The organism is Citrobacter sp. RHBSTW-00887, from assembly GCF_013728095.1.
GTDB classification, from domain to species: Bacteria; Pseudomonadota; Gammaproteobacteria; order Enterobacterales; family Enterobacteriaceae; genus Citrobacter; species Citrobacter braakii.
In genome coordinates this window covers 1,582,635-1,606,175 of the sequence record NZ_CP056267.1, presented here as the reverse complement: position 1 = coordinate 1,606,175, position 23,541 = coordinate 1,582,635, and the positions used below count along the sequence as shown (strand labels likewise).

Sequence of the window (23,541 nt, the reverse complement as noted above, 5' to 3'; positions counted from 1 at the left end):
AACAGAAAACAGAAACCGGTTTCAGTACGATACTGTGTATTCAGCTGGCAGGTTTCAAGCACAAGACTGTACCCGGTTTCATTTTCGTGGCGCAGTTCAAACAAATAGATAAATGATTGTAAAATGCTGAAAAAATCAGCACATAAAACTTGATGCAGAGCAGGCTCGCAAACGTTTGCTTTCCCTGTTAGAATTGCGCCGAATTTAACTTTTACTGCAAGTAAACATGTGGGGAAGCAGGCAGTGACCGATAAAACCTCTCTTAGCTACAAAGATGCCGGTGTTGATATTGATGCAGGTAATGCTCTGGTTGATCGAATCAAAGGCGTAGTAAAGAAAACTCGTCGTCCGGAAGTTATGGGTGGTCTGGGTGGCTTCGGTGCGCTGTGCGCATTGCCGCAAAAATATCGTGAACCGGTACTGGTTTCCGGCACTGATGGCGTCGGCACAAAACTGCGTCTGGCGATGGATCTGAAACGCCACGACACTATCGGCATTGACCTCGTCGCAATGTGCGTCAACGACCTCGTGGTTCAGGGCGCTGAGCCGCTGTTTTTCCTCGACTACTATGCTACCGGCAAACTGGATGTGGATACCGCAGCCAGCGTCATTAACGGTATTGCCGAAGGCTGTCTGCAGTCTGGCTGTGCGCTTGTCGGCGGTGAAACGGCTGAAATGCCGGGGATGTACCACGGCGAAGATTACGACGTGGCAGGCTTCTGCGTTGGCGTCGTCGAAAAATCAGAGATCATCGACGGTTCAAAAGTGGCTGACGGCGACGTACTGATTGCACTCGGCTCCAGCGGTCCGCACTCCAACGGCTACTCTCTGGTGCGCAAAATTGTTGAAGTCAGCGGTTGTGACCCGGAAACCACCGAGCTTGAAGGCAAGCCGCTGGCCGATCACTTACTGGCCCCGACCCGCATTTATGTCAAATCCATTCTGGAACTGATTGAGAAGGTTGATGTGCATGCCATTGCCCACCTGACCGGCGGTGGTTTCTGGGAAAATATTCCACGCGTTCTGCCAGACAACACGCAGGCTGTGATCGATGAATCTTCATGGCAGTGGCCAGCCGTCTTCAACTGGCTGCAAACGGCGGGTAACGTCAGCCAGCATGAGATGTATCGCACCTTTAACTGCGGCGTAGGCATGGTTATCGCCCTGCCAGCTTCTGAAGTGGACAAAGCCCTTGCTTTGCTCAATGAGAAAGGTGAAAACGCATGGAAAATCGGTATCATCAAAGCTTCTGATTCCGAACAGCGTGTGGTCATTGAATGAAAAACATTGTGGTGCTCATTTCCGGCAACGGAAGCAATTTGCAGGCGATAATGGATGCCTGCGAACAGAATAAAATCAATGGCACCATACGTGCAGTATTCAGTAACAAGGCCGATGCGTTCGGCCTTGAGCGCGCACGCGAAGCGAATATTCCTGCACACTCGCTGGAAGCCGCCCAGTTTGCCAGTCGCGAAGCATTCGACCAGCAACTGATACAAGAGATCGACGCTTATGCCCCCGATGTCGTGGTGCTGGCCGGTTATATGCGCATTCTAAGTCCGACGTTTGTTGCTCACTATTCTGAACGATTGCTGAATATCCACCCGTCTTTATTGCCGAAGTATCCTGGCCTGCACACGCACCGTCAGGTTCTGGAAAACGGCGATGAAGAGCATGGCACCTCCGTCCATTTCGTCACCGATGAACTGGACGGCGGACCGGTTATTCTCCAGGCCAAGGTTCCGGTATTTGAAGGCGACAGCGAAGATGATGTCACGGCACGAGTCCAGGCCCAGGAACATACCATTTACCCGCTGGTGGTAAGCTGGTTTACTGATGGTCGCCTGAAAATGCGTGATAACGCAGCATGGCTGGACGGCGTTCGTCTGCCGCCACAAGGCTACGCCGCCGACGAAGAATAAAATCAACCTGTAAACCGGATCTCACCATCCGGTTTACAGGCATAAATACCTTTTCCGGTTAACATCTCCGGTATTCATCTACGCTCCCCCCTTTCTCTTTGCTATCAGACGGTTTATTGTCATATTTTTCTGGCACTGTTGGACATCTGAGAGCAATGCTCGCCATAATAAATCGGTAGTGTCCCGTGAATGAAACGGAGTAAAAGTTGTAATGGGTCAGGAAAAGCTATACATCGAGAAAGAACTCAGCTGGTTAGCGTTCAACGAACGTGTACTCCAGGAAGCTGCTGATAAGTCAAACCCGTTGATCGAACGGATGCGTTTCTTAGGCATCTATTCCAATAATCTCGACGAGTTTTATAAGGTTCGTTTCGCCGAACTGAAGCGCCGAATCATTATTAGCGAAGAACAGGGTTCAAACTCTCACTCCCGCCATCTGTTAGGTAAAATCCAGGCCCGCGTATTAAAAGCCGATCAGGAATTTGACGGCCTGTACAACGAGTTGCTGCTGGAGATGGCGCGCAACCAGATTTTCCTTATCAATGAACGTCAGTTGTCGGTCAATCAACAGAGCTGGTTACGCCACTACTTCAAACAATATCTTCGCCAGCACATTACACCGATCCTGATCAACCGCGAGACGGATTTAGTTCAGTTTCTGAAAGATGACTACACCTATCTGGCGGTGGAAATTATCCGCGGCGATACGATCCGCTACGCGCTGCTGGAAATCCCTTCCGACAAGGTTCCCCGTTTTGTGAATCTACCGCCGGAAACCCCGCGCCGTCGCAAACCGATGATCCTGCTGGACAACATCTTACGCTACTGCCTTGACGACATTTTCAAAGGGTTCTTTGATTACGATGCGCTGAACGCCTATTCGATGAAAATGACTCGCGACGCCGAATACGATTTGGTGCACGAGATGGAATCGAGCCTGATGGAGCTGATGTCGTCCAGCCTGAAACAGCGTCTGACCGCAGAGCCTGTACGTTTTGTCTATCAGCGCGACATGCCCAATGCGCTGGTCGAGGTACTGCGTGAAAAGCTGACGATTTCTCGCTACGACTCGATTGTTCCTGGCGGGCGTTACCATAACTTCAAAGACTTTATTAATTTCCCCAACGTTGGCAAAGCTAACCTGGTGAACAAACCGCTACCGCGTTTGCGCCATATCTGGTTCGATAACGAGAAGTTTCGTAACGGCTTTGACGCCGTTCGCGAACGCGACGTGCTGCTATATTATCCGTATCACACTTTTGAGCACGTTCTTGAACTGTTGCGCCAGGCCTCTTTCGATCCGAGCGTGCTGGCGATTAAAATCAACATCTACCGTGTGGCCAAAGACTCGCGCATCATTGATTCGATGATCCATGCTGCGCACAACGGTAAGAAAGTCACCGTGGTGGTGGAGTTGCAGGCTCGCTTTGATGAAGAAGCCAACATTCATTGGGCCAAGCGTCTTACCGAGGCAGGCGTTCACGTCATCTTCTCCGCGCCGGGCCTGAAAATTCACGCCAAATTGTTCCTTATCTCGCGTAAAGAAGGTGATGAAGTTGTGCGCTATGCGCATATCGGGACGGGGAACTTCAACGAAAAAACGGCGCGTCTCTATACCGACTATTCGTTACTTACCGCCGACTCACGCATTACCAACGAGGTTCGTCGGGTGTTCAACTTCATCGAGAACCCGTATCGTCCGGTGACGTTCGATTATCTGCTGGTTTCTCCGCAGAACTCGCGCCGTTTGCTGTACGCGATGATTGACAAAGAAATCGCCAACGCGCAGCAAGGACAGCCTTCCGGTATCACCCTAAAACTGAATAACCTGGTCGATAAAGGCTTGGTTGATCGTCTCTATGCGGCCTCAAGCTCAGGCGTGCCAGTCAATTTATTGATTCGCGGTATGTGCTCTTTGATTCCGAACCTGGAAGGCATTAGCGACAATATTCGCGTGATAAGCATAGTTGACCGCTACCTTGAACACGACCGGGTTTATATCTTCGAAAACGGTGGCGACAAGCAGGTATACCTCTCCTCCGCAGACTGGATGACCAGGAATATCGACTATCGCATCGAAGTCGCCACCCCGCTGCTGGACCCGCGTCTTAAGCAACGGGTGCTGGATATTATCGATATCCTGTTCAGCGACACGGTGAAGGCTCGCTTCATCGATAAAGAACTCAGTAATCGCTACGTACCGCGCGGAAACCGCCGTAAGGTTCAGTCACAATTGGCGATATACGACTACATCAAATCACTCGAGCAACCTGACTAACGCTATGCCAATACACGACAAGACTCCACGACCGCAGGAATTTGCTGCGGTCGACCTTGGTTCAAACAGTTTCCATATGGTCATTGCCCGCGTGGTTGATGGCGCAATGCAGATTATCGGGCGACTGAAACAGCGCGTTCATCTGGCGGATGGCCTCGGCGAAGATAACAAGCTGAGCGAAGAGGCAATGGAGCGCGGATTAAGCTGCCTGTCGCTGTTCGCCGAACGTCTGCAGGGCTTTCCCCCATCAAGCGTATGCATCGTGGGAACCCATACTTTGCGTCAGGCGCTAAATGCGACCGATTTTCTCAAGCGAGCAGAAAAAGTTATCCCCTACCCGATTGAGATTATTTCCGGTAATGAAGAAGCCCGACTGATTTTTATGGGCGTGGAGCACACCCAGCCGGAAAAGGGTCGTAAGCTGGTTATTGATATCGGAGGTGGTTCAACAGAACTGGTGATCGGCGAAGATTTCGAGCCCAAACTGGTGGAAAGTCGTCGTATGGGCTGCGTCAGTTTTGCTCAGATGTATTTCCCGGGCGGCGCTATTAGTCGGGAAAACTTCCAGCGTGCGCGCATGGCGGCAGCGCAAAAGCTTGAAACCTTAACCTGGCAGTTTCGCATTCAGGGCTGGAACGTTGCGCTGGGCGCGTCGGGCACGATTAAAGCGGCACACGAAGTGCTGCTGGAGATGGGTGAGAAAGATGGTTTTATCACCCCTGAACGCCTGGACAAACTGCGAACTGAAGTGCTGAAGCATGCGTCATTCGATGCGCTCAGCCTGCCGGGGCTGTCTGAAGAGCGAAAAGCGGTGTTTGTGCCGGGACTCGCGATTCTGTGCGGCGTTTTTGACGCACTGGCTATCCGCGAACTCCGCCTTTCTGATGGCGCACTACGCGAAGGCGTGCTGTATGAAATGGAAGGTCGTTTTCGCCACCAGGACGTTCGCAGCCGTACCGCGAGCAGCCTGGCGAACCAGTACAACATCGACAGCGAACAGGCCCGGCGCGTACTGGAAACGACGATGCAAATGTACGATCAGTGGCATACGCAGCAGCCAAAGCTGGCCAATCCACAACTGGAAGCGTTGCTGCGCTGGGCGGCGATGCTGCATGAGGTTGGGCTGAACATCAACCACAGCGGTTTACATCGCCACTCGGCGTATATCCTCCAAAACAGCGATTTACCGGGTTTCAATCAGGAACAACAGCTGATGATGGCAACCCTGGTTCGATATCATCGCAAAGCGGTGAAACTGGATGATTTGCCCCGCTTTACGCTGTTCAAGAAAAAACAGTTTCTGCCATTAATTCAGCTGTTGCGACTGGGCGTGCTGCTGAATAATCAGCGACAAGCGACCACCACGCCACCGACGCTGACCCTAATTACCGACGACAACCACTGGACCTTACGCTTTCCGCATGACTGGTTTAGCCAGAATGCGCTGGTGCTGCTCGATCTGGAAAAAGAGCAGCAATACTGGGAAGCCGTTACCGGCTGGCGACTCAAAATTGAAGAAGAGAGTTCACCCGATATCGCCGCATAAGCTCTCAGCAGGTGCCAGTTCTTCTGGCACCTGTTCTTCCAGCATTTCATGCAACGGCTGCGGTTTACCAATCAAATACCCCTGCATGTAATCAATCCCCAGCGAAATTACCGCACTGCGTATTTCTTCGCTTTCGACGTACTCCGCGACCACCAGCATTCTTTTCATCCGCGCCAGATGGCAAATAGAGGCCACGATTTGATAGTCGAGGCTATTCGAAACGATGTTGCGAATAAAGCTGCCATCAATTTTCAGGATATCGGCATTCACATTCTTCAGCCGCGCATAGCTGGCATATCCGGTACCAAAATCATCAATCGCAATCTGACAGCCCAATGATTGCAGCTGCAGTAACGTTGCCTGCGCCTGTTCCGCATTGGTTAAGGCATTACTTTCCGTTACTTCAAAAATCAGCTGCCACGGTTCAACTTTGTACTTAATCAGTAGCTGGTTGATGTCATGCGGAAGCCGGGCCCGGCATACCGATGTGGGAGATAAGTTAATAGCAAACCGACGGGCGGGCATTTTTTCCCGATTCTGTGCCATAAACTTCATCGTATTTTCAATCACCCACAGATCGATGCTGGATGACAATCCAAACTCATGCGCTACCGGTAAGAAGCTGTCAGGACCGATGGTTTCACCATCATCCCCCTCTAGCCGCAGCAGAATTTCATGATAAACATCGCCGCGCACGCCTGAAATCGGCTGCGCCATCAGGAAAAAGCGATGGTGCTCCAGCGCCAGCTGCAGACGATTCATCATCGCAACCTTATCTTTCAGGTCACGTTGCAGGTGCATCACGCCTCGGCGCTGCAAATTCTCTGGCGCATTGGTCGCCAGAGAAAGCTCGGCGATGGTGCTTAACTCCCCCAGTAACAAGTAGATGTGGTTAACAGGAGAACGGACATAGCAAAAACTAATCCCCACCTGCGGCTGTAAAGGCATGCCATCCCAGATAAAACGAAACTGCTTGATATGCCTGTCCAGCGCTTCAATACGCTCCTGATGCGACTCGGTGTTAAAACGCAGAACTAAATCATTACCCGATAACTGATAGACATGCTCATCTTGTTTCAGCAATGGCTTTACCCACTGGGCAAGTTTTTGCTTGTACTGGATACGCAGCATAATGCCGTAATTTTTCACCAGCAGTTCCATACCCGGAACACTCAAAAAGCAAAGCACTGACCATGGCGCCTTTCTCAAATCCCGGTTCAAAGCGCGCAAATTCGGAATATGCACCATGGGGTCAAAGAAGGCCAGACGATGAGAATGTCTGGCGACAATTCTCTGGCGCGTTGCCAGTACGGCAATAAAATTCACGATGAAGGAGAAAACCAGGTAACTCGATGAGGTAATGGCAAGTTGCACATCGTAACCCGAATACCAAGGCATATAGCGTTGATAATAATGAATTGCTGTAATGAGTACGAGCATCCATATTAACGAAATAAATTTATAACCGTAACGCATAGCTCCCCATAGCATGACGGGCAGCATCAGTGACAAGGTATAATTCGTGCTAAATATCGAGCTTTTCTCATCTAGCGGCATACACAACAATGTCATTAGTATGGTCAATATAATCAACCAGACCGCAAACTCTGTTTTGGTAACTTTGTTATCAAACTGCTGCTTTAATTGAGATAAATAGCCTCTGATATACAAAGGATTACGAATCGTGCGAATTATAAAGTAGCACAGTGGAACCCCAACCAGATTCCCGGCCAGCATGGCCTGATAGTTGATCAACGTGCCGGTATTAAGGGGCATAACGCCCACCATACCGGATTTGCTCTCATAGACGCCCACAAACGCGGCGAAATGGAAGAATAGCAGAAACAGCGTTGCCGGGCAGAAAACCTGCCAAAACATGTGCTGAAACATCAGGTGGGAGTCACCGTAAGAAACGTTATTCCGCCGGGGAGCAAAAACTTTATACCCTCCCCAACTGAGCACTATCGTAACTATAAAGTGCGAAATTATTGAGAGCATTTCAAATAACCCAACCTGCGGATATTTGTACCAGATGATGGAAATGATAATTCCTGGTAATGCCGCCCAGCCAAAAAACAACATCAGGCTAATCATCAGCGCTAAAGGCAGGTAGAAAAGAATTACGTTCCCGGTACTAATATGGGCATAGGTGTTAGCAGTGCTCAATATAGGCAACAGCAAGGAAGGCAAGATGAGAGGTAACGCCCACCATCTATCTCTAATACCAATATAATTTTTATTGAGTTTCATAGATGCTCAGTAGAATCCCGCACATCCTGCAGGGGGTATTCGGACAGGCATCCCACCTGACGTTAAAACGATAAAGTTAAATACATTAAAATGACTCATCAATTTTAGTTGTCAGCAAAGGGTGATGCTTGATACACATCAATAAATAAGTCCCTCATTAATCAATTATTACTCTTTTCATGGTTTTTTATCGTTATCTCATTATTAATGCAAATAATAATATTAATTTCCATAACATAAATAGATAAAACAACTGAAGCAATTTTACATAACGAAAAATTGACCATTCCCTCACAGTATGCCTTAATGTGACTATCGCCCTCAGTTGGGTACACTACAAGGAACCTTTTGTGAGCCAGGTTACCAGCCTACGCAAACGACACCGATTTAACAGTCGCATGATCCGGATCGTACTGCTTATCAGCTTTCTTTTCTTCTTCGGACGCTTCGTCTACTCCGCCATAGGTGCGTGGCACCACCACCAGAACAAAAAAGAATCTCAGCAGATCACCCTGCCGCAACAGGCATCTCCTGCACAAACTGACGTACGCTGATCGCTCGCGCCGAGCCGAGCCGAGCCGATGATACTACAGCATTAAGATTCCTTACCGGATGGCTAATCGCCTGACATTTAACCATCCGGTAAGGGATTTGAGTGATGAAACTTCACGCAGTCTTGCCCGCCCACACGTGCTGATATATCGGATAATCAACCGTGTTTTTCGCACAAATACACCATCTTTTAATCCCACTTCACCGCGCCATTCGCGCTGATTTTTTTACGTTCCAGTGTACTGGATATAAAAAAGATACACTGCGCTCAAATAGACGCTAATTAATATCGCTAGAAAATATCACTGACTAAAACATTCATATTTAGCATGAAATTAAATGCTTATCTGAATTGTTACCATTATTAAATTCCACAGGGTAATACCATGAGTACTTTTCATTATTTCCGTAAATAAGAAGCGGTGTTGAATGGATCGCAGACGTTAAGTGCGTGATTAACCCTACTATCGAGCAGGACAGTCGCATCGATAAAATTCGCGCAATAAGAAGCCCTCTGTAAACAGAGGGCTTTTACATACTACCGGTTCAGAAACCGCTAAACGGGAGGAATATTATTCCCACTCAATTATTTACGAATCACATAAGCAATTGACTGGTAACAACTTTTAAAGAAACAGAATTTTTCATACCGTTTTATATACCGTCACCGGAAATCAGTACCCCGTTTTCAGGGAGTCGTACTGCCGCTCGCATGTGAGTCCTGCATCCCTATATCGCTCAGCCTCTTCTGCTGCTGCGATGTAAGATCGGTTGCTTTCTTCAAGCATGTCGGCGAGCACACCGATGACCTTGCTGGCTGGCGTGCCAGTGGGGAAAGATCCGGTATAGTGTTCGGCGAGTCGCTTGGTTTTGTCAAGCTCGGCGCGCAGGCCGTCAGCAGCGGTATTAGCATGCTCAGCGTCAATACGCGCCACATCGATACGGGATTGTGCTTCACGTTCAATTTGCGTCTTCTCCTGATCACGTTGTGACCTGGCCTTATCATCAGCCTGTTTCTGATCTGCCTGCGCTTGCGCATACCCGGCGTCATACTGGCGGTTGCCATGAACATTCCAGGCAACCATGCCACCGACTACCAGAGCAGCAAGCATCACCACGATAAGCAACTGTTTCCAGTACGCTTTGACTAATGAACAGATCATAACAGCGCCTTACGGGCAGCACCGTAACGCGATCGCCGGTCGTCGATACCGTTCTGGCCACCGTTGATAATCTGCGTGACGCGCACCAGGTCGCCTGGATACTTCATACAACCTTTACTGGCGAAGAACCACGCCGCGCTACGGGCTGCGTATTCATCCTGTGCCAGCAGTTCAGGCTGCGCTACCAGATCAACCTTCAGACCGTTACCGCAATCCCGGTAGTTGTTCAGACCGGTGATCTGGATAAGCCCGCGACCACGGTAATTCCATCCGTCGCCAGGACCGTTGTTGCCCATGCGTTTGCTGTACACCAGATTGGCGATCGCGCGCTGGCGTTCCAGCGGAAGAGACTTCTCATACGTTTTACGGCCAAGCGCATTAGCCTGGTCTGGAGTGATACGCCCGGCGCGGATGAAACCCGACAGTCCTGATACGCTGTAGTTGAAGTTTTCCTGTAACCGGGTAAACCCTCCGGACTCATGACCGACTTGCGCAATAAACATCGCCTGGTCATCTGGCTTGGTAATGCCAAATTCATTCATGGCTGCGGAGATATGTGGATACCAGCGCGCGGCCAGTTGCTCAGTAATACCGGCAGCACGCCGGAACTGGTTAATGTCCATGTTGAGACCTCGATATTTTGAATATCTGCACGACGTTACCGCGTGTCTTCAGAACGGCGGCAAGCATGACAGCATTGATGATTACCTCTGATAAATCAGCGGCCATTGGTGTGTGATACCAGATTGCATATGCGGCGCGGACGGGGATGCTGGCAGATGCCACGATAAGGAAGTAGGCTATCCACCCCCCCCACCGACGATGTTGCGAACCATTACGCCGGAAGGTTCCGACGCGGATTGCTATCGCAGAACAGATAACCGCATTGGCAATCAGTAAAAGCAGCTCATGAGTTGTCATCGTCTTTTCTCCCCGGGATTAAATCGCGTGGATTGTCGGAGCGGTGATAGAGCCAGATACCAATACGTACTGCGACGATTGCCGACACGAACGCGCCAGCAGAGAAGACGATCCCTTTCTCGAATGAATCCTGCGTGATAGTTGGGATCAGGCTGGCTACGCCGATAAGGATTGATGCAGTTGGTTTATAGAAAAGAAGCCCGCATAGGAAGCTGAGCATCGACAGGAGAACCCGGCGGCGTATTGGATACTCAACGGCAGAGGTAATAAATATTACCGCACCTGATAAAGCACCAAGCGCCACCTCGGGAGGAACTCCTGCGATTACTGCAGCCAGAGAACCCATGCTAAGCCACTGATTTAAAGACTCACTGGTTAGCTGTGCCGACATAGCAACCACCATTTACTGCGCATAATGAACCCCTTAGTTGGTGAGTTCATCATACACAATAAACCGTATATGGTTTACCTTCGATCAGATTACTCTTACCGAAATTACCTAATTGGTATATAATGATGCGAATTTCACAGTTACCAAGAATGCTGTGATGCTTGACTACGATGCGACTTATCTTGGTAAAAGAACGTTGAATTTATAGACACAAACAAAAGTGTACATGATAAAAATTCATGCGTATCTTTAACTAAAGATGGGGAGCCCGTCTTATCTGACAGTTATCATATTTCTTTTGTGCAAAATTAATTGTAAGAAACGTTTTCAGTAAAATTAATTAATGAATATCCGGCGCCATGGCGCCGGAATTTTAAATGATTGATTCAACTACTCCACTTAACGAAATACTTATCGGAGCAGACGGATGCGGCCTTACTTGGATAGACCCTCGGTTACCAGAGGATCCTATAAATACATCGTATCCAGTTGTGGAATTGAAATCGGAAAACAGGCTTATCGGAGCGGAGTTCTGCGCAGCCGGTGCTGCAGATGATGTTCCGTATCGCTTCAGTAGCCCTGGCGTAACAGCTGCCGACGCACCATCGCGACGACACGTAATATCCAGGTCAAACGTGTAACCGTCAAAACCGAACTGCACAGCATCCTGGAAGAACTTCATTACTTCAGTTACTGACCCTCCTGCAGGCGCAGCGTGATTGAATCCTGAGAAAGTCATCTTAGTAAATCTATCATCCTTATAAACTGAATCGAACGTTTTTTCAATACGAAGGCTGCTGAATCCATATACCCCATTCAAAATTATTGGGTTTTGGACACGGGTGTTCATTCTAATATCCAGCTTAGGGGCACTATATAAATCTATACGCTCCCCCACAACCCCGGAGCGATCTGTAATGTTAACAGCAATAGAAAAAGTGGTATCGTTTCCTTCAATTTTGATAGAGGATCGTTTATCCACATTAATTGAAATGGCTGGGGATGCCTCGGCTGTTGACATTCCTGTGATCACTAACGCTCGCACGTACTTAGTGAGGTATATCTTTGCTTCTTCACTATAATTACCTGCCAAATATGTTGACTGGCTGTCACCAATTCTTATCTCTCCAGTCTCTATTGTAGAAGATACTACAGCTGTTCCAACAAGCGGAACCTCAACTTTTGTTCCAGAAGGAAACGCGGAGGTCATTGCGCGATCAAGTGTCAGAACATTTCCCGAGATTACCGTTATACGACGAGTCTCTACACCGCCTGTTGAATTGGTAAAAGCGATCTCAAACCATGTGTCGAAACCAGACGCATCATTGACCGTGACGATAGTATCTCCTACAGCAACAGCCGAGATGAGTGTCGTACTCATTCCTTCAATAGAAACAGTGCACTGACCTGTAACCCCACCGATATAACCCATAATCTTTATAGAATTGTTGCGAACGCGAATTCCGTATTTTGTTGAAGTCACACCATTTATCGCTCCTTGTGAGTGACCATACCAATACAAAACAAGATGCAATAGATCGTAGTTACTAATACGGTGGTTTATTGATTTATTTTTTATAGTTGCATAAGGAGCTGTATATATAGCGCGAGTTGCTGCATTAGCTCCATTATCAGAAACATTTCCATTAATAGTAAAACCTTCAACGATTTGGTGCCAGTGTAATCTATCTCGGTTTCTATCTCGCGGGTCAACTCCAACGTGGTGCATTGAAATGTCCGATGACGTTGACATGATTATTGTTGCGTCATTTCCAGCACCGGAAAAGGTAAACCCACGACGGTCAACATCTAAATCAAACTTATCAGCAACGTAAACTCCTGACGGGAATGTGAGTTTGCTCATCAGATGATTTGCGCGAGCAACTCTACAAGCTTCAGCAACCGATTCGGAATTTTTTACCGGGTCTGAACTTCCAAAATCAAACGCTGCATAGCTCATCTCAGGCTTGATAATTAAATTTGCAAAATATCCTGAAGGTAAAGAAATTGAATATGTATCATCATCCTTTGTTTTATTAACCTTCCATTCAGAAATAATATTTATTGAATATTTATTAGCATATGTATAAACATTCAACTCTTCATCTAAGCCGGAAAAATCTTTGTTAAGAAGATCAGTCACTGAATTTAATATGTATATTCTTTTATTTAGTGATTTATATAAATTACCTTCTAACGGATCACCTATCATCCTGGTTCCTGTTGGCTTTGCCAACTCAATAAGTACCTCTGAAGCCGTTCCAGATTCAGGAATGATCATTATTGGATTGCCATTATCATCCATTCCAATAATTTTATTTTTACGGAACTCTATAGATGGTAATTGTGTAATACTTTCTCCTGTACGTAACGTTCTACTGAACAACGAATCAGTATAAGATTCGTTTGTTGCGCTTAATGTATCAGCATAATTTTTTGTGGCAGCATCCTGCGGGTGAGAAGGGTCTCGCAGGTTTCTGATGTAGTTGCCAAGAGCATCATAATAATTTGCCACGAATGATGGCTTACGAAGAGCCAATCTTAACCGACTGCGTACCTGCTGTATCAGCATGGTCAACTTATCAAAAGCGTCTTCATGCACTTCTGCGAAAAATTTACCCTGATTGCGTAAATCTGTTTCCTGGGTAACGGGTAGTTCACGCGCTATAGAAATACGAAAACCATTTTCAAGAGCGGTTGTGAGGATGACATTTCCGCCAGTATATCCACCAGCCACCGTCACCGTGTAATCAGTATCCAGAACCAAATCAGTAATGTTCTCGCTCAGGTCAACAACCTGCACAACGAGATCGGACTTCTTAAAAATTCTGAAAGTATAGGGGAATGACGTCGTAACACCGTTCCCTGTGTATTCATTGTGGTCGACTTCGGTTGAGACCGTCATGTTGTAACTCCAGATAGTCGCAGCACCCGGCGCGCCGCACTACTGGTCATTCTATTACCCAATGAACCATATATGAATCGCACAAAAGGCAATCAACCAAGTTATTACCTCACAGGTAATTAAAAATCATACTGGTGAAACGATGTTCCATCTGATATATGTATATATATACAGTGTTTGTATGGAGAATGGTTAATGCAACAGCGGTATCACCATCCACTGGAAGATGGATTTTATGAAAGAGTACACACGCCGGGAGGCGTCATATCCCTGGTGGAGAACTCGCATCTTATGACTTTATTGCGGGAACTTGATAAAGACGGATTCAACGTCGACGGGCCGCTGGCCGAACTTACTGCACTGGTGAACTATGTCACCAGCTCACAACTATCCATGAAGGATGTGCAAACGCATCTCGATTACTGTGTTGAACAGATACGAAGACAAACCACATAAAGAAAAGGCCGCGAAAGCGGCCATTTTATTAGATGTAACGTTCTTTAATGCACCAGCCTTCTGACAGGCTCAATTTAGGCTCAGCCTTTGCAGCTAAATATCCCATCCATCCCTTACGTTTATCGCCTAAAGTCTTTGCCATTTCGTCTGAGTACTGAGACGGAACCCAGATAACAAGGTCTCCTTTACTTAAAGGAGATGTACCTACATCTGATTTATTTTTCATGAAAATAGCTGGCACAATAAACCCGCCATCATCAGAAGAAATCTTCACAGCATAAATTGCGTTACCATCATCATCTGGTTCCTGATCCGTAATAACAAGAGCAATAAGCCCCTGCCTTTCAGCAATATCAGTTGTGCAATATTTACATGCATAATCAAATGCTGACTCATTATCTTTAAAGCAAAGGTCATTGTTTCCGTTCATCACCTTATTCCCCTCAGAATTAAGGCCGATCTCTCGGCCTTATTAATATTAAAACTCATTTACCTGTTTAAGAATGTACTGCGTACTCGTTGTAATGTCGCCAATACAGCGCCTTACGCCTTTCACATAACAAAAGAGAGTTGTCAGCTCCGCGAATGCACCTTCAACATCATGCCCATCCTTGTCCATTTGGCGAAGCAAGTTCATCAACAGTGAGTGCTCTGTCAGACCAGCAACGCCTTCAGGTGAATGAATCAGTTCATGATAGCCAGGCTTAAGCGCGACCTCATACCGCTTCGTATTATTTTTTACTACGCCACGGATTGCAGCGACTACCTCTGCGCTCAATTTTTCTTCTACAAGAAGGGATTCTCTTGCAGTGATCAACTCACCTTCCAGAGGAATCCGGGCGACGAGGGAAACGGCTTCATTGAACTGCCCGGCATCAATATTTTTATATGAAACGCCAAAGTGTGATTTTAGCGCAGACCACATAGTAATAATGGCCTTTGCCTGCTTATCTTTTGGAAGAGCCTGACCGCGAGACATAACCATTTCTTTAATGGCGAACTGCTGATCGGCGGTGATTTTACCCGGCTGAGTTTTCACAGCTTTGCGCGGGTTAACCACTTGGCCCTTAGTCCAGTATTCGTAGAGAACATCGTCACACTCTTCCTGATACTGGATCACGCGGTCACGGATTTCTGGCTTAACCTTGTTTGGGCTGATGGTATTGAGCCAGCCGTTCAGTTTACGGAGGGCGAGGCAAATCATCTTCTGCATGCCGCCTGCGGTGGGTATAGAGATTTCCTCTATACCTTTAGCAAATCGCTGTTTGAGCTTTGTGTACTGCCCCATCCAGTCCATTCCCATACCCTCAACGATCGGCTTCATCGGGGTGTAAGGTTCGCCGTTATGATTTACAACAAACAGATCTGCACCGTGGAATGGTACGCTGATGGTGCAATGATTTTGCTTCAGTGCTAAAGTATTCATGTCGGTTTACCTGATAGTTGCTGACAAATTCGGAGCCTGACGGTCTGACCACCGTTGGGCTTCACTATTTTTACTGAGCATGATCCATCTTCTCTCTGAACTTCAAAGCCCACACAAGAGCCTGAACTAAAGCTGAGTTTTCAGACAACCCCTCTTCTTTTGCGATTTTCTTAAACGCTTCTTTTACCTGCTGTGGGTAACGAAGGGTCAGTTTTGCGTCGTTCTTATCCATCTCAATATTTCCTCTTTGGTTGCATGGAGGCTATTTGCCTCTAGAGTCAAATTACCACGATTGCAGATAGAGTCAAGTAGCCTCTACAATATTTTTTATTTGAGGTCGTAATGGACAAATTCCCAAGTCAGACGCAGGATAAGTTCACGGTTAGATTCCCCGATGGGATGCGCGACGCCGTAGCTGAACGCGCCAAAAGCAACGGCCGATCCATGAACTCAGAGATCGTGCAGATAATTGAGGATGCGCTTTCTGGTGCCCCGGCTGTTGCCATTGGCAGCCACAAAGAACTGGTTGAGCGTTACCGGGAGCTGGCGAAATCACTACCTGATGATGGCAACAGTGAGGAGTGGCAGAAGGAATTTGATAAACTTACTATCGCGATCGTGGATGCGATGACACCGCTGGTGCTATTAAGATCAGAGCTTGTGAAATTGCGCGAGAAAATCAAATGAAACCAATAACTGCCGGTGAGGTGCGACCCAGCTTACCAACAAATCCACAGCCAGATGGGGACCACAAGCCATTTAGCATTGTTGACGCATTAGCTCCAATACCAAATTTTCCTGAAGTTAAAGGGTATAACCCATACAAAATAAATGGTGAAATTTCAGGCTATGAATCGTTTGCTATGAAGTTTGTAGACTCCATGTCGCCACAAGAAACGTTTGCTATAAAACAGCAAATTGATGCGCAAAAACAGATTTTTGGCGTTGAAAGCTATAGTGAGTTTAAGTTTGTAATGTCGGCTTGGGTGTTGAGCATAATCATCGGTGTTTTATTGATTTCCTTCCTGTTTAGAAAATTTCTCAAATAAGCAAATGCCTGCGCGATATCCAGACTCACGCGCAGTACATCAACAGCATGGCTGGTAAGTTCTGATGACAACGGCGCATGGACGCGCCTTCAAATCTGTTCGCCACAAATCGCCATAGTTCGCCTTAGTTCGTATGGTTTCATTGCGCACTTACTCAAATTTGATTAAGCTTACCCAAAAGGTAATCCGACCTTTGTCGAATAGCGCCGTTAGTTGCCTTATAGCTATTGAGGTATGTATGAGCAGAAGATATAGCAAAGAGCTGGCTTTAGAGTCAGGGAGCCCTTTGGGTATCGCTCCTCGCTCTGACTATTCGGGATTTGCCAGAAGGGACGCCAAAGGAAGCGTTGTTTCCCGGGATATGAAAACTGTGGGAGATGACATGAGGCGTTCTGAGGTTAGATTTGCCCGACACATCACGACATCGGATGGTAGAAGGATCGAGGCGGCCAAGGGCAAGGTATTTGTCATTAAAGGATCAAAGGTTAGCCAAGAAGATGCAGGAAGAAAACAAACCTCAACCACAGATGACTTCAATAAATACGCCAAGCTCTATTGGTCAACCAGAAGATAACGCTGCATTTGAAGAAGTAGACGAAGAGCTTAGTAACGATATTATTCAACACCCTGATGCTTTTGCCAGGGTGCTCGACCGCCCTGAAATTCAACAAATAGTTGTCGCTCACCATGCTTTTCAGGGCCCACTACCACCACCCGATTTACTTAGAGGCTATCAGGATATTCTACCTGATGCCCCTGAACGTATCTTCCAGTTGACGGAGAAGGAGTTTTCTCACCGTCAGAGAATGGAAGAAAAGGCCCTTGATGGCGCAATCAACAGAGATAAGCGAGGTCAATTATACGGCCTTGGCGCTACTATCTTTACAGTTGCATGTGCCACCATGCTTGGGTTAACTGGTCATGAAGTTCTGGCAGGAACAGTAATAGGCACTGTTGTTGCAGTAGCCGGTATTTTTGTTCTCCGGCAAAAACCAAGCATAAAGAAGAATGCTGAAGATAAAACGCCAGAAGAAGATTAGCCCGCGTCGCGGGCTTTTTTTGTGGGTGCGGCGGCCTTTGTGACATGTCACACTACCTCATTCCTGGATCTACTTGGTTTATCAACGGCGCGATCCAGAACAGATTGTTGCCAGGAAGAAGTGTTCGCACATTATGCATCACCCGGTCACCAGCGTCACCATTCAGCACCCCAGCAGTCACATCAGTAATGGTGTCCAGCAGGCCGAACGTTGGGCCAAGAGCCGAGCCAATAAATCCACGGCTGGCATATCTCGACTGTGTACCAGTACCGAGCAGCGCGCCAAGCCCAATCATCCCGCCCGTGGCCTTCTCCGCCATGTTGTTGTATTCCATCAGCGGACCGAGAATACCAGAACGGTCGATCCCCTCAAGCGCCAGTTTCTCCGGTGCCCAGTTAACGTCTCTGCCGTTGGCTGCCATCTTCAGTGCGTAGGTCAGCGCGCCGAGGCCTATCTGGAATGCTGCGCCATAGTAGAATTGCGCACTGCCCTCCTGCAGGCCGCCCAGCGTGGCACGGTTGTATGATGCGGTGGTGAAGGATCGGAACTGGAAAACAGTTCGCCCGACCGGGCTGCTGGCCCAGAGTGGCGTATCGCCAATGCCTGGGGTGATGATAATGTTGTTGCTGTCCTTCAGCACAGCGGACTGGAACACCCCGGCAACGTGCTGGTCATCCCACTTTTCAAAGTTCCCGATATGCCAGCCGTCAATCACCTCGCCATGCTTATGAAACTCAGCGTTGATACGGCGAGCCATATTGTCGTTAATGCCGAGCTTCGCCATCCTCGCCCGGGATACGCCGCCGGACAGGAGCAGGTCCGAGGTCACCATGCCGTTTATCGATTTGTTGATGTCGTTGAACTGCCCCATCATTGTCAGCTTGCCAAATACGTCAGTCACCTTATCCAGCCCAGCTTCGACGGCATTGGCCCGCGTGGAGCTGTCCACCAAGTCTGCCATCAACCGGGATCGCGTATTGAGCACGGTTTCAAGCCCCACAGACATTTTCCGCATTTCATCCCTGCCGAGCTTCAGTGCGGGGGATCTGGAGATCAGTGCGCCGTAACCCTTCATGGTGTTCGTAAAGCCGTTTGTCATCACCCCCCTGGCGAGATCAGGTATAGCCGATACCGTCATGCCGCCAAGCTTTGTGACAAAGTTAACGTTTCTCATCGCCCGCCCGGCGCGGATAAAGAATGACGCAGGATCGTCAGGCATGCCGTAAGTGCCAATCAGCCTGTCACGCATAGCAGTTATATCCCGGATATCATTCTCACGGGACTTTGCCAGGCTCGCCTGCTCCGCCGGTCGCTGGCGAATCAGCTCATCATATTCGTCCTGGATGTCTTTCAGTTGCCGTTCCATGGAGCTGTTGCCGAATTTTCTGGTTAGCTCTAACTCGGGCGTGGTCTCACGGATGTGACGCTGCAGGACATAGTTGGCATCGCTTTCGAGGTAGTCGCGCATCAGGCTATCGGGAACACTCAGTGTTCTTGAGCGCGTGCTGCCCGGTGCTTTAACGGTGAAAACGTTCACGAAGTCCTGGGGGATCCTGGCACCGACTATTTTATTAATGGTGGTGTCGGCGACTATTTCAGCGTCCTCCCTCGACATTGCCTGCGGCCCCCTTGACCACCAGCCAACTAGGATGTCGCGGAACTGGTCGCGCTCGTTGACGATCTTCCCGACGCGGTAGACGCGGGGGAAATAGCTGGCCTGCCCGATAGCTTTCAGCTCGGCGTCCGGCGGCAAAAGACCCAGCTCCTGCTGCGCCACCTTAACCCTGTCGACTACCTGCCGCAGCGCCCGCGCCGCGTCCTGCACCAGCGAGTTTGCATGCACGTCACCATTACGCATTGCGTTCCCGACCTCTTCGCGGAACGCGGTGAAATTCATGTCGCCACCACCGGCCTTATACTGGGAATATGCATGCTTATTGGTAACAACAACAGCGGCTTCTTCGCGGCGCCAGGCGCGCACTCGGGTCTCAGCAGCGACCGGGCTCGCATAGCCCCGCTCGTTCCCGCGCAGCGTAAAGTTGTTCTCCGCCAGCTCCAGCGCCGCCACGCGGGTGTTTCGTGATGGCGATGTCATCGTTCTGGTCAAAGGCGTCATATATCCACCAGCCCGCAATGCAGCGTCAGCTACCGGACCACCCGCCAGGGTCAGGTCATCAAGACTTGCTTCGTTGATCCTCATTGCCCCGACGCTGCCGCCGTCCGGAGATGAATCCAGAGCACGTCCAACAGAGTCAGTCACGCTGGCGTTATCCAGCGCGTCACCGAGTTCTCTGGTGGCCGCGTTCCTGACGGTTGGGGAAATAGCCGCGCCAGCAGTTGCAAAGATACCGCTTAACATAGCGCCCGCGGCGACGTGTGCAGCACTTTCCCCCCAGGTTCGGGTTATCTGCTGATTATTCAGCACCACCTCGCTCGCCGCTGTTGCAACCGCGCCGATTGCAGCCTGTGACGCTATGCGGGCCACTGCGCCGCCCTGCGCGCCGGGGATAAACAACGAGGCGACGGTGACAGGATCGACCATACCTGCGGCAATACTGGCAAGAACACCTTCACCACCGGCATCATAAAGCACTCCCTGATCTTCGTTTTGGTCGTCGATCTGCTGTTTCAACCAAGCAGTTTCCTCAGGCGAGCGAGAATCAGCGAAATCAGATCCCCATTGCTCATAACCATGAAGTTCGCTTTTATCTGTATAGGGGTTATATCCTTCTACTGGCTCAAACTGTTTAGCAGGACGGAACAGTCCGCTCAAAATGTTATTACGACGGAATGCCGCGCCCCATACAGATGGCTCTGGCTGTTGCGGCTCCGGGTTGGTTCCTTCAGGTAAAGGGACATCAAACCCGGTTGGCGCGGGCAAGACACTGCCAGCAGGAGTAAACCCGTTGTTAAGTTCTTCTGGCGAGGAATACACAGGCATTATTCATTACTCCATGAGAAATAGTTTTTGAAGCGATTAACACGATCATCGTGGAACCTGCGATACTGTTCATCTATCGCACGGTGCTTATCTTTAAAGCCGCGAATTTCCTGGCCCCTAATGATTTCTTCCTGATATTTTTGCTCCCTTTCCTGTATAGATTTTTTATATGGCTCCCATTCTTCGAGAGATGGTTTCCAGCGCATTGGGCTACCAAATTTGTCGTAGAACGGCTGGACCGCCTCGATGCCGTCTTTGTCCTTCGTCCGTACCATGATTGCGTAATCACCATTTCTCGCAGTCAGTACATCTGGGGTGATCTCAAGCTCACCACCAATGCGCGACTCCGGAGTTTTAGTAGTTACGGGCCCAGCGGAACCAGAAGTAATACCCAACTGTGTTGGGCTAGTTACGATCTGGTCTTTGCGATCGCCATACATCAGTTGCTCTTTCTCGGACTTCCATTGCTCTGCCTGCCATCCGGAAGGACCATAATTGTAAAGCGCCTCTGGTGCATACTTCATCAGCTTCGCGCTGCCATTAACTTCGCTGATGCTCCATGTCCTGGCGATCTGCTGGTTGGTCATTTTCTTCGCCGCATCAGCATTGCCGCCAGTGGTGCGATAGTTAATGTCGTACAGCGCCTGATAATCATTGCGGAATCTGGCCGCTTCCGGCGTCTGGTCATCCGCTGATGGATCCAAGCGGAACCATTGCGCCATATTGCTGACGGCGGAGTCCATCGCCTTAACCCGGTCTTTTTTATACTCATTAGTGCTTTGAGTAGATGCCAGTTGAGCCTTAAGCGCATCTGTCTGGTTGTAAGTCAGGTTTTGTGCCTGTTCGATGGCTGATTCAGGGGCCATACCAGAATCTGTAAGCTGTTTAACGGTAAGATAGAATCCCTGCATATCCTTAGGCATATCACCGACAGAAGCAGGATCTGCGTCATACAGGCGGTTAAACAGATCAGCCCCCTGCTTAACAACATCAGGACTACGAGATCGAGATATAGCAGACAACTGTGATGTAACCTGCGATGGAATAATGCCGGTTTGGGCTACTAGCTGGACGACTCCGTCATGCGTAGAACCGTCGTTAATTCTGAAATTCTGAGCAGTCTGCGTATAGTCGGCAGCTTTCTGCATGGACTTATTTGCAGGGTCCAGCTTTTCACCCATTGAAAGCGCTTCATTGAATCGACGTGAGTCCCGCTGCGCCTGTATGGTTTCATTTGACCGGCTAACCAAAGAAGATAACTTTCCATATGCTTCCAGCTTCAAAGCGTAATCAGGATCGTTAACCTCAGGTTTCTTTTTGAGTAGTTCCTGTTGCTGCTGCTCTGGTGAAAGGTACTGAATGGCCTGGAATGTTTTTGCATTGTCCATGGCAATATCAAGCTGCGATACCATTTTCTTTCCCTGTTCACCATAGCTAAACATAATGGCAGGGATCGATGGAACGGCATCTGGCACTTCACCATTGTTGAGCTGCGCCATTGTATTATTCAGCAGTGGCTCAAGTTCATTAAGAACCAGCTTTCTCTGCTTCTCAATCTGAGCGTTTGCAAGATTATCAATCTGATAAACTGTAACAGGGTCCATACCGGTTTTATTTTTACGGTACCGTGAAATCCATCCCTGCGTTTCAGATGGTAGTTGTTTTATGAAGTCGGCCTGAGATATCTCGCCTTTTCTTGGATCACCAATCTTTTCAATAAGCTTGTCAACATTGCCCTGCCCCCAGTTATAAGCCGCTCCAGCCAGCAATTCAGAACCGTATTTGTTTGACAATTCCTGAGCAAAATCCGATGCCAGCATGGTGTGCTGCTCTTCGTCTGACGGGTTGTATTGAATCCCACGCCGTGCAGCCAGTTCTTTCCCTGTTTCTGGCATCAACTGAAAGCGCCCCTGAGCACCGGCAGAAGACGTAATAATTGAACCGTCAGAATTAAGATGCTTTCCCCCAGACTCGACAATACCGACAGCACGCATATCCAATCCGCCGGCATCATCTGCCGAAAACTCGCCATTTATCCATCCCAGTGGATTATCAACCGCGTAGTTCTTCGCTCTCATCTCAGTAGCGGCAAGGTTATCTTTTTCAATGGCGGCCAGAATCTGTTCCTGTGACCACCCTCTTGAAGCGCCAAATCTTGCAGTTGCTACTGTGCGGATATTTTTTGCTAGTACCGCCTCCTGTGGGTTGTTCCATGAGTCAGCCTCTTTCTGAATCTGTAGCTGTCTGGTGGCATCGTATTGATTACTCTCAAACTCGTTAACCTGCCCCTGCTCATAGCGACCTACATTACCCTGAAACTGGATGCGTTGCTGCTGAGCCTGCTGCATGAACATCTGGCGAGATGCGTCATCAGGTAAAGATGCAGACAGCGATTGGATCTGCTCATCGTATTGCTGCGTAAACTCGTGTCCTTTACCAAGGGCGTTCTGACCCTTCAGGCTGTATAGCTGGGTCTTTAAATCTTCTTCAGCCTGACTGAGCTTTAAACTAGCCTCTTGGGAAAGAGCCACATTAGCCCTCTGCTTAGCCTGACCAAAAACGTTGATAGCTTTGCTTCCAGCATCAACGATAGCATCATCGATGTTTGGCTGATCAAAAGCCTGAAACCCCGGAGACTGAAACCCTCTGCTTTCTACCTGGCGTCCGTTAACTGTAGGTACAACTGGCATTTTGGTTTCTC

20 protein-coding genes are annotated in these 23,541 nt (G+C 48.6%); 9 read left to right on the top strand and 11 right to left on the bottom strand.

The features are described from left to right. Positions 1-243: 243 nt before the first annotated feature. The 4 genes from purM to ppx all read left to right on the top strand — a co-directional run bounded on the left by purM (position 244) and on the right by ppx (position 5,746). Positions 244-1,281, top strand: coding sequence for a phosphoribosylformylglycinamidine cyclo-ligase (purM, locus tag HV314_RS07600; RefSeq protein ID WP_019077369.1), 1,038 nt, complete (start codon positions 244-246; stop codon positions 1,279-1,281). Then, on the top strand, positions 1,278-1,922 hold the full coding sequence (gene purN / locus HV314_RS07595; RefSeq protein WP_047501589.1) for a phosphoribosylglycinamide formyltransferase: 645 nt from the start codon (positions 1,278-1,280) through the stop codon (positions 1,920-1,922). The genes purM and purN overlap by 4 nt, the downstream gene beginning before the upstream one ends. Before the next feature lie 211 nt (positions 1,923-2,133). Further along, the gene (ppk1, locus tag HV314_RS07590; RefSeq protein WP_003835119.1) at positions 2,134-4,200 is read left to right on the top strand and encodes a polyphosphate kinase 1; all 2,067 of its coding nucleotides are present in this window, start codon (positions 2,134-2,136) and stop codon (positions 4,198-4,200) included. Positions 4,201-4,204: 4 nt separating this feature from the next. Next, positions 4,205-5,746 carry an exopolyphosphatase gene (ppx, locus tag HV314_RS07585; RefSeq protein ID WP_016153985.1) on the top strand — a complete coding sequence of 514 codons (1,542 nt, stop codon included), beginning with the start codon at positions 4,205-4,207 and terminating at the stop codon, positions 5,744-5,746. Here the strand turns inward: ppx and HV314_RS07580 are convergent. After that, positions 5,726-7,996, bottom strand: coding sequence for a bifunctional diguanylate cyclase/phosphodiesterase (locus HV314_RS07580; protein WP_181547772.1), 2,271 nt, complete (start codon positions 7,994-7,996; stop codon positions 5,726-5,728). The two genes, ppx and HV314_RS07580, sit on opposite strands and share 21 nt — an antisense overlap. 350 nt (positions 7,997-8,346) lie before the next feature. Between HV314_RS07580 and HV314_RS07575 the strand changes: the two genes are divergently transcribed. After that, positions 8,347-8,550 carry a YfgG family protein gene (locus HV314_RS07575; RefSeq protein WP_047416419.1) on the top strand — a complete coding sequence of 68 codons (204 nt, stop codon included), beginning with the start codon at positions 8,347-8,349 and terminating at the stop codon, positions 8,548-8,550. A gap of 672 nt (positions 8,551-9,222) precedes the next feature. Here HV314_RS07575 and HV314_RS07570 read toward each other — a convergent pair. The 5 genes from HV314_RS07570 to HV314_RS27325 form a co-directional block, all read right to left on the bottom strand. Further along, positions 9,223-9,711, bottom strand: coding sequence for a DUF2514 family protein (locus HV314_RS07570; protein ID WP_181547770.1), 489 nt, complete (start codon positions 9,709-9,711; stop codon positions 9,223-9,225). Further along, complete coding sequence (locus HV314_RS07565; protein WP_181547768.1) at positions 9,708-10,334, bottom strand: glycoside hydrolase family 19 protein; 627 nt, start codon at positions 10,332-10,334, stop codon at positions 9,708-9,710. The genes HV314_RS07570 and HV314_RS07565 overlap by 4 nt, the downstream gene beginning before the upstream one ends. After that, on the bottom strand, positions 10,324-10,632 hold the full coding sequence (locus HV314_RS07560; RefSeq protein ID WP_016046623.1) for a phage holin family protein: 309 nt from the start codon (positions 10,630-10,632) through the stop codon (positions 10,324-10,326). The genes HV314_RS07565 and HV314_RS07560 overlap by 11 nt, the downstream gene beginning before the upstream one ends. After that, positions 10,619-11,023, bottom strand: coding sequence for a putative holin (locus HV314_RS07555; RefSeq protein WP_001275998.1), 405 nt, complete (start codon positions 11,021-11,023; stop codon positions 10,619-10,621). Before HV314_RS07555 ends, HV314_RS07560 begins: the two co-directional genes overlap by 14 nt. 373 nt (positions 11,024-11,396) lie before the next feature. After that, entirely contained in the window at positions 11,397-13,928 is a 2,532-nt protein-coding gene (locus HV314_RS27325) for a hypothetical protein (RefSeq protein ID WP_326928842.1), read from the bottom strand. Positions 13,929-14,123: 195 nt separating this feature from the next. Here HV314_RS27325 and HV314_RS07545 point away from each other — a divergent pair, with 195 nt between their 5' ends. Beyond that, positions 14,124-14,384 carry a hypothetical protein gene (locus HV314_RS07545; RefSeq protein WP_181547766.1) on the top strand — a complete coding sequence of 87 codons (261 nt, stop codon included), beginning with the start codon at positions 14,124-14,126 and terminating at the stop codon, positions 14,382-14,384. 28 nt (positions 14,385-14,412) lie between these two features. On the opposite strand, the gene HV314_RS07540 is transcribed toward HV314_RS07545, so the two are convergent. The 3 genes from HV314_RS07540 to HV314_RS07530 form a co-directional block, all read right to left on the bottom strand. Then, entirely contained in the window at positions 14,413-14,814 is a 402-nt protein-coding gene (locus tag HV314_RS07540) for a hypothetical protein (RefSeq protein ID WP_181548094.1), read from the bottom strand. A 48-nt stretch (positions 14,815-14,862) separates the two neighbouring features. After that, a complete protein-coding gene (locus tag HV314_RS07535; RefSeq protein WP_181547764.1) occupies positions 14,863-15,810 on the bottom strand; it encodes a phage antirepressor N-terminal domain-containing protein in 948 nt (315 codons plus the stop codon). A gap of 70 nt (positions 15,811-15,880) precedes the next feature. Next, on the bottom strand, positions 15,881-16,042 hold the full coding sequence (locus HV314_RS07530) for an Arc family DNA-binding protein (protein WP_181547762.1): 162 nt from the start codon (positions 16,040-16,042) through the stop codon (positions 15,881-15,883). A gap of 110 nt (positions 16,043-16,152) precedes the next feature. Here HV314_RS07530 and HV314_RS07525 point away from each other — a divergent pair, with 110 nt between their 5' ends. The 3 genes from HV314_RS07525 to HV314_RS07515 all read left to right on the top strand — a co-directional run bounded on the left by HV314_RS07525 (position 16,153) and on the right by HV314_RS07515 (position 17,899). Beyond that, the gene (locus tag HV314_RS07525) at positions 16,153-16,497 is read left to right on the top strand and encodes an Arc family DNA-binding protein (RefSeq protein WP_181547760.1); all 345 of its coding nucleotides are present in this window, start codon (positions 16,153-16,155) and stop codon (positions 16,495-16,497) included. Then, positions 16,494-16,859, top strand: coding sequence for a hypothetical protein (locus HV314_RS07520; protein WP_181547759.1), 366 nt, complete (start codon positions 16,494-16,496; stop codon positions 16,857-16,859). The genes HV314_RS07525 and HV314_RS07520 overlap by 4 nt, the downstream gene beginning before the upstream one ends. Positions 16,860-17,356: 497 nt before the next feature. After that, a complete protein-coding gene (locus tag HV314_RS07515; protein ID WP_149911320.1) occupies positions 17,357-17,899 on the top strand; it encodes a DUF2335 domain-containing protein in 543 nt (180 codons plus the stop codon). Positions 17,900-17,951: 52 nt separating this feature from the next. On the opposite strand, the gene HV314_RS07510 is transcribed toward HV314_RS07515, so the two are convergent. Beyond that, a complete protein-coding gene (locus HV314_RS07510; RefSeq protein ID WP_181547758.1) occupies positions 17,952-20,840 on the bottom strand; it encodes a hypothetical protein in 2,889 nt (962 codons plus the stop codon). Next, positions 20,840-23,530, bottom strand: a complete 2,691-nt coding sequence (locus HV314_RS07505) for a transglycosylase SLT domain-containing protein (protein WP_181547757.1) — start codon at positions 23,528-23,530, stop codon at positions 20,840-20,842. The genes HV314_RS07510 and HV314_RS07505 overlap by 1 nt, the downstream gene beginning before the upstream one ends. Between the last annotated feature and the right edge of the window lie 11 nt (positions 23,531-23,541).

Excerpts from the sequence above, each read along its gene's own strand:
- purN (WP_047501589.1), top strand. The coding sequence starts at position 1,278 with ATGAAAAACATTGTGGTGCTCATTTCCGGCAACGGAAGCAATTTGCAG.
- ppk1 (WP_003835119.1), top strand. The coding sequence starts at position 2,134 with ATGGGTCAGGAAAAGCTATACATCGAGAAAGAACTCAGCTGGTTAGCG.
- ppx (WP_016153985.1), top strand. The coding sequence starts at position 4,205 with ATGCCAATACACGACAAGACTCCACGACCGCAGGAATTTGCTGCGGTC.
- HV314_RS07580 (WP_181547772.1), bottom strand. The coding sequence starts at position 7,996 with ATGAAACTCAATAAAAATTATATTGGTATTAGAGATAGATGGTGGGCG.
- HV314_RS07570 (WP_181547770.1), bottom strand. The coding sequence starts at position 9,711 with ATGATCTGTTCATTAGTCAAAGCGTACTGGAAACAGTTGCTTATCGTG.
- HV314_RS07565 (WP_181547768.1), bottom strand. The coding sequence starts at position 10,334 with ATGGACATTAACCAGTTCCGGCGTGCTGCCGGTATTACTGAGCAACTG.
- HV314_RS07560 (WP_016046623.1), bottom strand. The coding sequence starts at position 10,632 with ATGACAACTCATGAGCTGCTTTTACTGATTGCCAATGCGGTTATCTGT.
- HV314_RS07555 (WP_001275998.1), bottom strand. The coding sequence starts at position 11,023 with ATGTCGGCACAGCTAACCAGTGAGTCTTTAAATCAGTGGCTTAGCATG.
- HV314_RS27325 (WP_326928842.1), bottom strand. The coding sequence starts at position 13,928 with ATGACGGTCTCAACCGAAGTCGACCACAATGAATACACAGGGAACGGT.
- HV314_RS07545 (WP_181547766.1), top strand. The coding sequence starts at position 14,124 with ATGCAACAGCGGTATCACCATCCACTGGAAGATGGATTTTATGAAAGA.
- HV314_RS07540 (WP_181548094.1), bottom strand. The coding sequence starts at position 14,814 with ATGAACGGAAACAATGACCTTTGCTTTAAAGATAATGAGTCAGCATTT.
- HV314_RS07535 (WP_181547764.1), bottom strand. The coding sequence starts at position 15,810 with ATGAATACTTTAGCACTGAAGCAAAATCATTGCACCATCAGCGTACCA.
- HV314_RS07530 (WP_181547762.1), bottom strand. The coding sequence starts at position 16,042 with ATGGATAAGAACGACGCAAAACTGACCCTTCGTTACCCACAGCAGGTA.
- HV314_RS07525 (WP_181547760.1), top strand. The coding sequence starts at position 16,153 with ATGGACAAATTCCCAAGTCAGACGCAGGATAAGTTCACGGTTAGATTC.
- HV314_RS07520 (WP_181547759.1), top strand. The coding sequence starts at position 16,494 with ATGAAACCAATAACTGCCGGTGAGGTGCGACCCAGCTTACCAACAAAT.
- HV314_RS07515 (WP_149911320.1), top strand. The coding sequence starts at position 17,357 with ATGCAGGAAGAAAACAAACCTCAACCACAGATGACTTCAATAAATACG.
- HV314_RS07510 (WP_181547758.1), bottom strand. The coding sequence starts at position 20,840 with ATGCCTGTGTATTCCTCGCCAGAAGAACTTAACAACGGGTTTACTCCT.
- HV314_RS07505 (WP_181547757.1), bottom strand. The coding sequence starts at position 23,530 with ATGCCAGTTGTACCTACAGTTAACGGACGCCAGGTAGAAAGCAGAGGG.